Genomic DNA, 6058 nt, shown 5'->3' with positions numbered 1-6058 from the left:
AAGGAACAAACGGACGTTCACAAGGTGTTATTCCTTTTATTAAGGTACAAGACTCCTCTACAATTGCTGTAAATCAAGGCGGAAAAAGAAAAGGCGCTGTTTGTGCTTATTTAGAAACATGGCATTTAGACATTGAAGACTTTCTTGAATTAAGAAAAAATACAGGTGATGAACGTCGTCGTACTCATGATATGAATACAGCAAATTGGATTCCTGATCTTTTTCTTGAAAGAGTAGAAAGTAACAGTGAATGGACATTATTTTGCCCATCAGAAACTCCTGATCTTCATAACTCCTATGGAGATCACTTTAAAAAATTATACGAAGGTTATGAGCAAAAAGCAGAGCTAGGGCAAATTCAAAATTTTAGAAAAATTTCGGCTGTTCAACTGTGGCGCAAAATTTTAACGATGATCTTTGAAACAGGACATCCTTGGGTTACGTTCAAAGATCCTTGTAATTTAAGAAGTGCTCAACGTCATATCGGTGTTGTTCATAGCAGTAATTTATGTACAGAAATTACTTTAAATACAAATGCAGAAGAAACAGCAGTTTGTAATTTAGGTTCCATAAATTTAAAAGCGGTCTTTCAATCTGAAAATCCTGGAAAAACATTAGAACATGCTGTGCGTGTTGGAATGCGCATGCTAGACAATGTGATTACAGAAAATTTTTATCCTATAAAATCAGCAGAAACGGCAAATCATCGCCATCGTCCTGTTGGAATGGGATTTATGGGTTTTCAAGATGTTTTATATATAAAAAAAATACCTTATTCCAAACCAGAAGCAATGTGGCTTTCTGAAAAAATTGCAGAACAAATAAGTTTCCATGCAATTAAAGCATCTGCTACTTTAGCAAAAGAAAGAGGCTCTTATTCTAGTTATCAAGGTTCTACTTGGTCTAAGGGTAAAGTTCCAAAGGACACCATAACCGAATTAGGTTCTCATGTTAAGGTACCAGAAGCGCCTTCAACTTACCTCTCAAAATCGGGAGAGTTGTTACCTTGTGATACGCTTTTATCTCAAGATGGCTTTAACACTCTATTAGACTGGGATGAAATTCGTTCTCTTGTTTCTGCAGGAATGAGAAATAGTCTTTGTTTAGCAGTAGCGCCAACGGCAACAATTTCAAATATTTCAAATTGTACTCAATCTATTGAACCAACATATAAAAATCTTTATGTGAAAAGTAACATGGGTGGTGAATATACAATTATTAATGAGTATTTAATAGAAGATCTCAAAAACTTAGGCTTATGGAATACAGAGCTTTCACGTGAATTAAAACTTTGTGATGGTGCTGTTAGTGAATTAAATATTCCTGAAAATATCAAAGAGCTATATAAAACTGCTTTTGACATTGAACCAGAACAATTGATTCGCTGTGCCGCGTTACGTCAAGTTTATATTGATCAAGCTCAAAGCTTAAACTTATATATGTCTGCTCCTAGTGGGAAAAAAATTGATGAAATGTACCGCTATGCATGGCATTCTGGCTTGAAAACGACTTATTATTTAAGAACAAAAGCAGCAACAAGTGTAGAAAAATCAAGTATATCTTCAAGAAAAAAAGAAGCAATTATAGCGCCCGAGGTGAAAGCTTGTTCGATTGACAATCCAGAGTGTGAGTCTTGTCAATAAAGAAATCTTTCATCTTAAAGGAGAACATTTATGTTAATTAATGAAGTTAGACCTCAACTTATGCCATTTAAATACCCATGGGCATGGGATGAGTTTAAAAATTTATGCAAAAATCATTGGCTCCCACAAGAAATTTCAATGGCTTCGGATATAGCTCAATGGAAAAATCAAGGTTACCTTACGCAAGACGAGCGTCACCTTATAAAAAAAATATTAAGTTTTTTTGCTAATACAGATGTATTAGTGGGTGATAATATTATCATGGCAATTTATAAACACATTACGAACCCAGAATGTCGTCAGTATTTAACGGCGCAAGCATTTCAAGAAAGTATCCACTCTTGGAGCTATTCCCATATTGTGGAATCTCTTTCTATGGATCAGCAAGAAGTTTTTGGTGAGTTTAAAAAAGTAGGGACAATTAAAGATAAACACGATTTCCAATCCCAGTTTTTTGAAGGGATTTTAAATGAAAGTTTTTCTACAAAAACAGCGGAAGGCCGCGCTCTATTTTTAAAGAATTTGTGTGCTTATTATATTGGTATGGAAGGCATGCAGTTTTATAGCGCCTTTGTCCTTTTATTAAACTTTAAACGTCGTAATCTTCTTGTTGGTACATCGGAACAACTAGAATACATTGTTCGTGATGAAAGCTTGCATTGTCGATTTGGTACAAAACTAATCAATCAATATATTGAAGAAAATATTGATATTTGGACGCCAGAGTTAAAAGAAGAAGTAAGAAAAAATATTGAACATGTTGTTGAGTTGGAAGATGCTTTTGTTGCAGACTCTCTCCCTCTTGATATTCTTGGTCTTTCTCGGTCCCAATTTGCAAGATATATTCGTTATATTGCAGACAGACGTATCGAAAGCATTGGCTTAGAACCAATTTATGGTGAAGAAGAAACTCCTTTTCCTTGGATGAATGAAATTATGGATCTTCCAAAAGAAAAGAACTTTTTTGAAACTCGTGTTACAGAATATCAAACAGGTTTTGGTTTAGAATGGTAAAAATGACATAAGTTAACAGATTGATCCAAATAAATAAAGGAGCTATCGTTAAAGAAGAATAATTCAATGAGGTTAATCACATGTATTGGAACCAATTGATTAAAACTTTTTTGATCATGATAGCTACTTTCTTTTTAGGGATTTCTTGTAGCAAACAAGACTCTGTGGACTTAATGGTAGATGTGCCTGAGTTATTAAAAAGGGATAAATTAGCATCTTTTTATGGACCAGATGCAAAAAAACATTGCGAACATTTTCGTAAAGTTTACGCAGGATTTTGTGATACTGTAAATCAACCTTATATCAAATGTTATGACTTAAACGATAAAAAGTATAAGTTAACAGAATGTGATTAATAAAATCAATTTCAATTCCTTAGCAAAAACAAAAAAAACTTGATATAAACCTTTTGCACTTATTTCAAATAATAGTGCTCAAAGGTTTGTATCAATAAAATAAGGAATTCGAAAATGAATGAAACAACACAAATTTCGAATTGGAATTTAGATCTCAAAAACTATGTGAAAGAATTCACTTTTGATGCGGGTCTACCTAGTGTCATGCTGCTTTTGTGTTGTTTACTATTATGGCTCTGTATTTTTCGAAAATTGATGAAAATTTTACTTACTTTTGCCAGCATTTTTATTATTTTAATCTGTTTTAAAAAAAACCCAGATTATCTTTCAAACTTTTTACTGTCTGCAGAATCTAAAAAATTACAAAATCAAAATTTTTTAAACCAAAAGATAGAACTCATTCCAGATCCTATTCCTAATTGTGCTAATCATGCGAATGCTATTGTGATACTTGGTGCTGGCATATATCAAAAGGACTTACCGTCAATTGTATCACAAACAAGATTATTAGGATTAACAGAATTATTAAAAGAATCAAACTATAAAAATCATTGGGAATCAAGTAAAACTCCAATAATTATTACAGGTGGTTTTACAAATAAATATATTCCTCAAAGTGAGGCTCAAGCTATGAAAGAATTTATACATTATACTTATGGAAATTCAGCAAATCATTATAAAATTATTACCGAAAATGAAAGCAAAAATACTTATCAAAATTCAGCATATTCTAAAGAAATATTTGAAAAAAATAATTATAATAAAAATATTATTTTAATAACAAGTAGTACACATATGTTTAGAGCAAAACGTACTTTTGAAAAACAAGGTTTTCAAGTTTGTCCTATTCCTGTAACCTCCTTTGAGTCCAATGGAAGCGGGATTTTTAATTTTGCGAATGCGGTAACAACAGTAAGTCTATTAAATGAATATATAGGTATTGCCGGATACGGCTTAAAAGGCTGGCTAAAACTCTAAAGTCTCGTTTTCCATAACTTTATAATCAGCAAAATCCTGAAAAAGCTGCATTGCAATTTTATAATTAAGATGTTAGTTCCAATTTCGCATGAAAAGGAGTTTTCTTTATGAGTAGTATGTATGATACCCGTGACTTTCGCCGTGGGCTAAAAGTTCTTATGAATAATGATCCTTGGATTATTGTTGATTTTCAACATGTTAGTCCAGGAAAAGGCGCAGCTTTTACGCGCACAAAAGTAAAAAACTTAAGAACAGGGCAAGTTGTCGAACACAACATAAAAAGTGGAGACAAGCTCGAAAAACCTGATGTCGAAGAAAGAAACATGCAGTTTTTATATAATGATGCAGATGGCTATCATTTTATGGATACAGGGAACTATGAACAAATATCTTTAACTAACCTCGAAGTAGGTGACACAAAAAACTACTTAATTGAAAATTCAATCATTAAGGTTGTGTTTTTTAATAGCAAGCCTATTGGCGTTGAAACAGAAACATTTGTTGAATTAAAAGTTGTAGAAACATCACCTGGAGTTCGCGGAGATACCGCAACGGGAGGAAGTAAACCAGCAAAATTGGAAACAGGGCTTGTGGTAAGCGTGCCTTTCCATATTAATGAGGGTGATATTCTTCGCATAGATACAAGAGAAGCTGTTTATGTAGATAGAGTAAATCGTAAATAACTTTTTATAAATGAATTGAGTTTTTAAAGCTGGTAGATATTTAAATCCACCAGCTTTTTCATTATTCATTGAAGAATAAAAATTTCTTTTTTTTCTTAAAATAAAAGCAATTTCTTTTTCAAGGTATTGACTTTACTTAAGGAATTATGGAAATCTGTTGATGTTTTAGTTAAGAACTTTAAAAGTTCTTTTTTTGGGTATATCTATACACAAGTACCTTTGTCTAAATTGTGAAACAAGGTATATATTTAGAGGAACCACAATAATGATTGATGTAAATAAGATTGAAAAATTAATGACTTTAATGGCAAAACATGGATTTGATGTTGTGCAAGCAGAATCTTCTGGTGAAAAAATATCACTTGCAAGAAATGTTTCTCATACAGGAGTATTTCAGCCACAAGTGGCCGGGTATTCTCCAAGCATTTCTCATGGCAGAAGTCATTCAAATACAGCAAATATTTCAATGGAATCCATTGAAGAAAACGATGTTTCTCCTTCAGCTCCTTCAAAATCAGAACCACCAACAGAAACAAAAAAACAACCAGAAGGAACAAAAATAACAAGTCCTTTTGTAGGTACATTTTATCGTTCTGCTGGACCTGACCAAGCACCTTTTGTTGAGTTAGGCTCAAGAATTAAAAAGGGTCAATCACTTTGTATTGTAGAAGCAATGAAACTCATGAATGAAATTGAATCTGAAATTGACGGTGAAATTGTTGCGATTCTTGTAGATAATGCAAAACCAGTAGAATTTGGAACTCCACTTTTTATCGTTGCTCCTGCTAAGTAAACAGAAAATAATGTGAGTAAATAAACATGAAAAAAATTCTTATTGCTAACAGAGGCGAAATTGCGGTTCGAATTATTCGCGCTTGTCGAGAGCTTGGTATTAAAAGCGTTGCCATTTATTCTCAAGCAGATGCGCATAGTTTACACGCAAAACTTGCTGATGAAAGTATTTGTATAGGACCAGCGGAAAGCAAAAAAAGTTATCTTCATATCCCTGCTATCATTGCAGCGGCTGAAGTAAGTGGTGCCGATGCCATTCATCCTGGTTATGGATTTTTATCTGAAAATGCACATTTTGCTGAAGTCTGTGAAAAATGTAATATTAAGTTCATAGGACCTACACCAGAGCAAATGAGAAAGCTTGGCGAAAAAGTAGCTGCTCGTGAAGTAGCTCGTAAAGCAGGACTTCCTTTTTTACCTGGCTCTAAATCTGCGATTGAGAGCATAGATGTTGCCAAAAAAACAGCAAAAGAAATTGGCTTTCCTGTTATTTTAAAAGCAAGTGGTGGGGGCGGTGGACGAGGCATGAAAATCGTTCATAAAGACTCCGATCTTGAAAAAGCCTATTTTACGTGTCGCCAAGAAGCTGCTG

The 6058-nt window shown here is 33.4% G+C and carries 7 protein-coding genes; all 7 read left to right on the top strand.

Going from position 1 to position 6058, the window contains the following annotated elements:
• Window positions 1–1643, top strand: a 1643-nt coding sequence (locus tag ACIQ56_RS13470) for a ribonucleoside-diphosphate reductase subunit alpha (protein ID WP_397601566.1), incomplete at its 5' end; no start/stop codon positions are given.
• Between the two features lie 30 nt (window positions 1644–1673).
• Window positions 1674–2657, top strand: a complete 984-nt coding sequence (locus tag ACIQ56_RS13465; RefSeq protein WP_397601565.1) for a ribonucleotide-diphosphate reductase subunit beta — start codon at window positions 1674–1676, stop codon at window positions 2655–2657.
• Window positions 2658–2737: 80 nt separating this feature from the next.
• Window positions 2738–3013: a hypothetical protein gene (locus tag ACIQ56_RS13460; RefSeq protein ID WP_397601564.1), complete on the top strand. Its 276-nt coding sequence runs from the start codon at window positions 2738–2740 to the stop codon at window positions 3011–3013.
• A gap of 114 nt (window positions 3014–3127) precedes the next feature.
• On the top strand, window positions 3128–3991 hold the full coding sequence (locus tag ACIQ56_RS13455) for a YdcF family protein (RefSeq protein ID WP_397601563.1): 864 nt from the start codon (window positions 3128–3130) through the stop codon (window positions 3989–3991).
• 116 nt (window positions 3992–4107) lie between these two features.
• A complete protein-coding gene (gene efp, locus ACIQ56_RS13450; RefSeq protein ID WP_397601567.1) occupies window positions 4108–4674 on the top strand; it encodes an elongation factor P in 567 nt (188 codons plus the stop codon).
• Window positions 4675–4939: 265 nt separating this feature from the next.
• The gene (gene accB / locus ACIQ56_RS13445; RefSeq protein ID WP_397601562.1) at window positions 4940–5467 is read left to right on the top strand and encodes an acetyl-CoA carboxylase biotin carboxyl carrier protein; all 528 of its coding nucleotides are present in this window, start codon (window positions 4940–4942) and stop codon (window positions 5465–5467) included.
• Between the two features lie 26 nt (window positions 5468–5493).
• On the top strand, window positions 5494–6058 hold a 565-nt coding region (locus ACIQ56_RS13440), incomplete at its 3' end, for a biotin carboxylase N-terminal domain-containing protein (protein WP_397601561.1).

The organism is Silvanigrella sp., assembly GCF_044369315.1.
GTDB lineage: Bacteria > Bdellovibrionota_B > Oligoflexia > Silvanigrellales > Silvanigrellaceae > Silvanigrella.
The sequence above is the reverse complement of the archived record's forward strand: the minus strand, read 5'-3'. Positions and strand labels throughout refer to the sequence as shown.

Excerpts from the sequence above, each read along its gene's own strand:
- ACIQ56_RS13465 (WP_397601565.1), top strand. The coding sequence starts at position 1,674 with ATGTTAATTAATGAAGTTAGACCTCAACTTATGCCATTTAAATACCCA.
- efp (WP_397601567.1), top strand. The coding sequence starts at position 4,108 with ATGTATGATACCCGTGACTTTCGCCGTGGGCTAAAAGTTCTTATGAAT.
- accB (WP_397601562.1), top strand. The coding sequence starts at position 4,940 with ATGATTGATGTAAATAAGATTGAAAAATTAATGACTTTAATGGCAAAA.
- ACIQ56_RS13460 (WP_397601564.1), top strand. The coding sequence starts at position 2,738 with ATGTATTGGAACCAATTGATTAAAACTTTTTTGATCATGATAGCTACT.
- ACIQ56_RS13455 (WP_397601563.1), top strand. The coding sequence starts at position 3,128 with ATGAATGAAACAACACAAATTTCGAATTGGAATTTAGATCTCAAAAAC.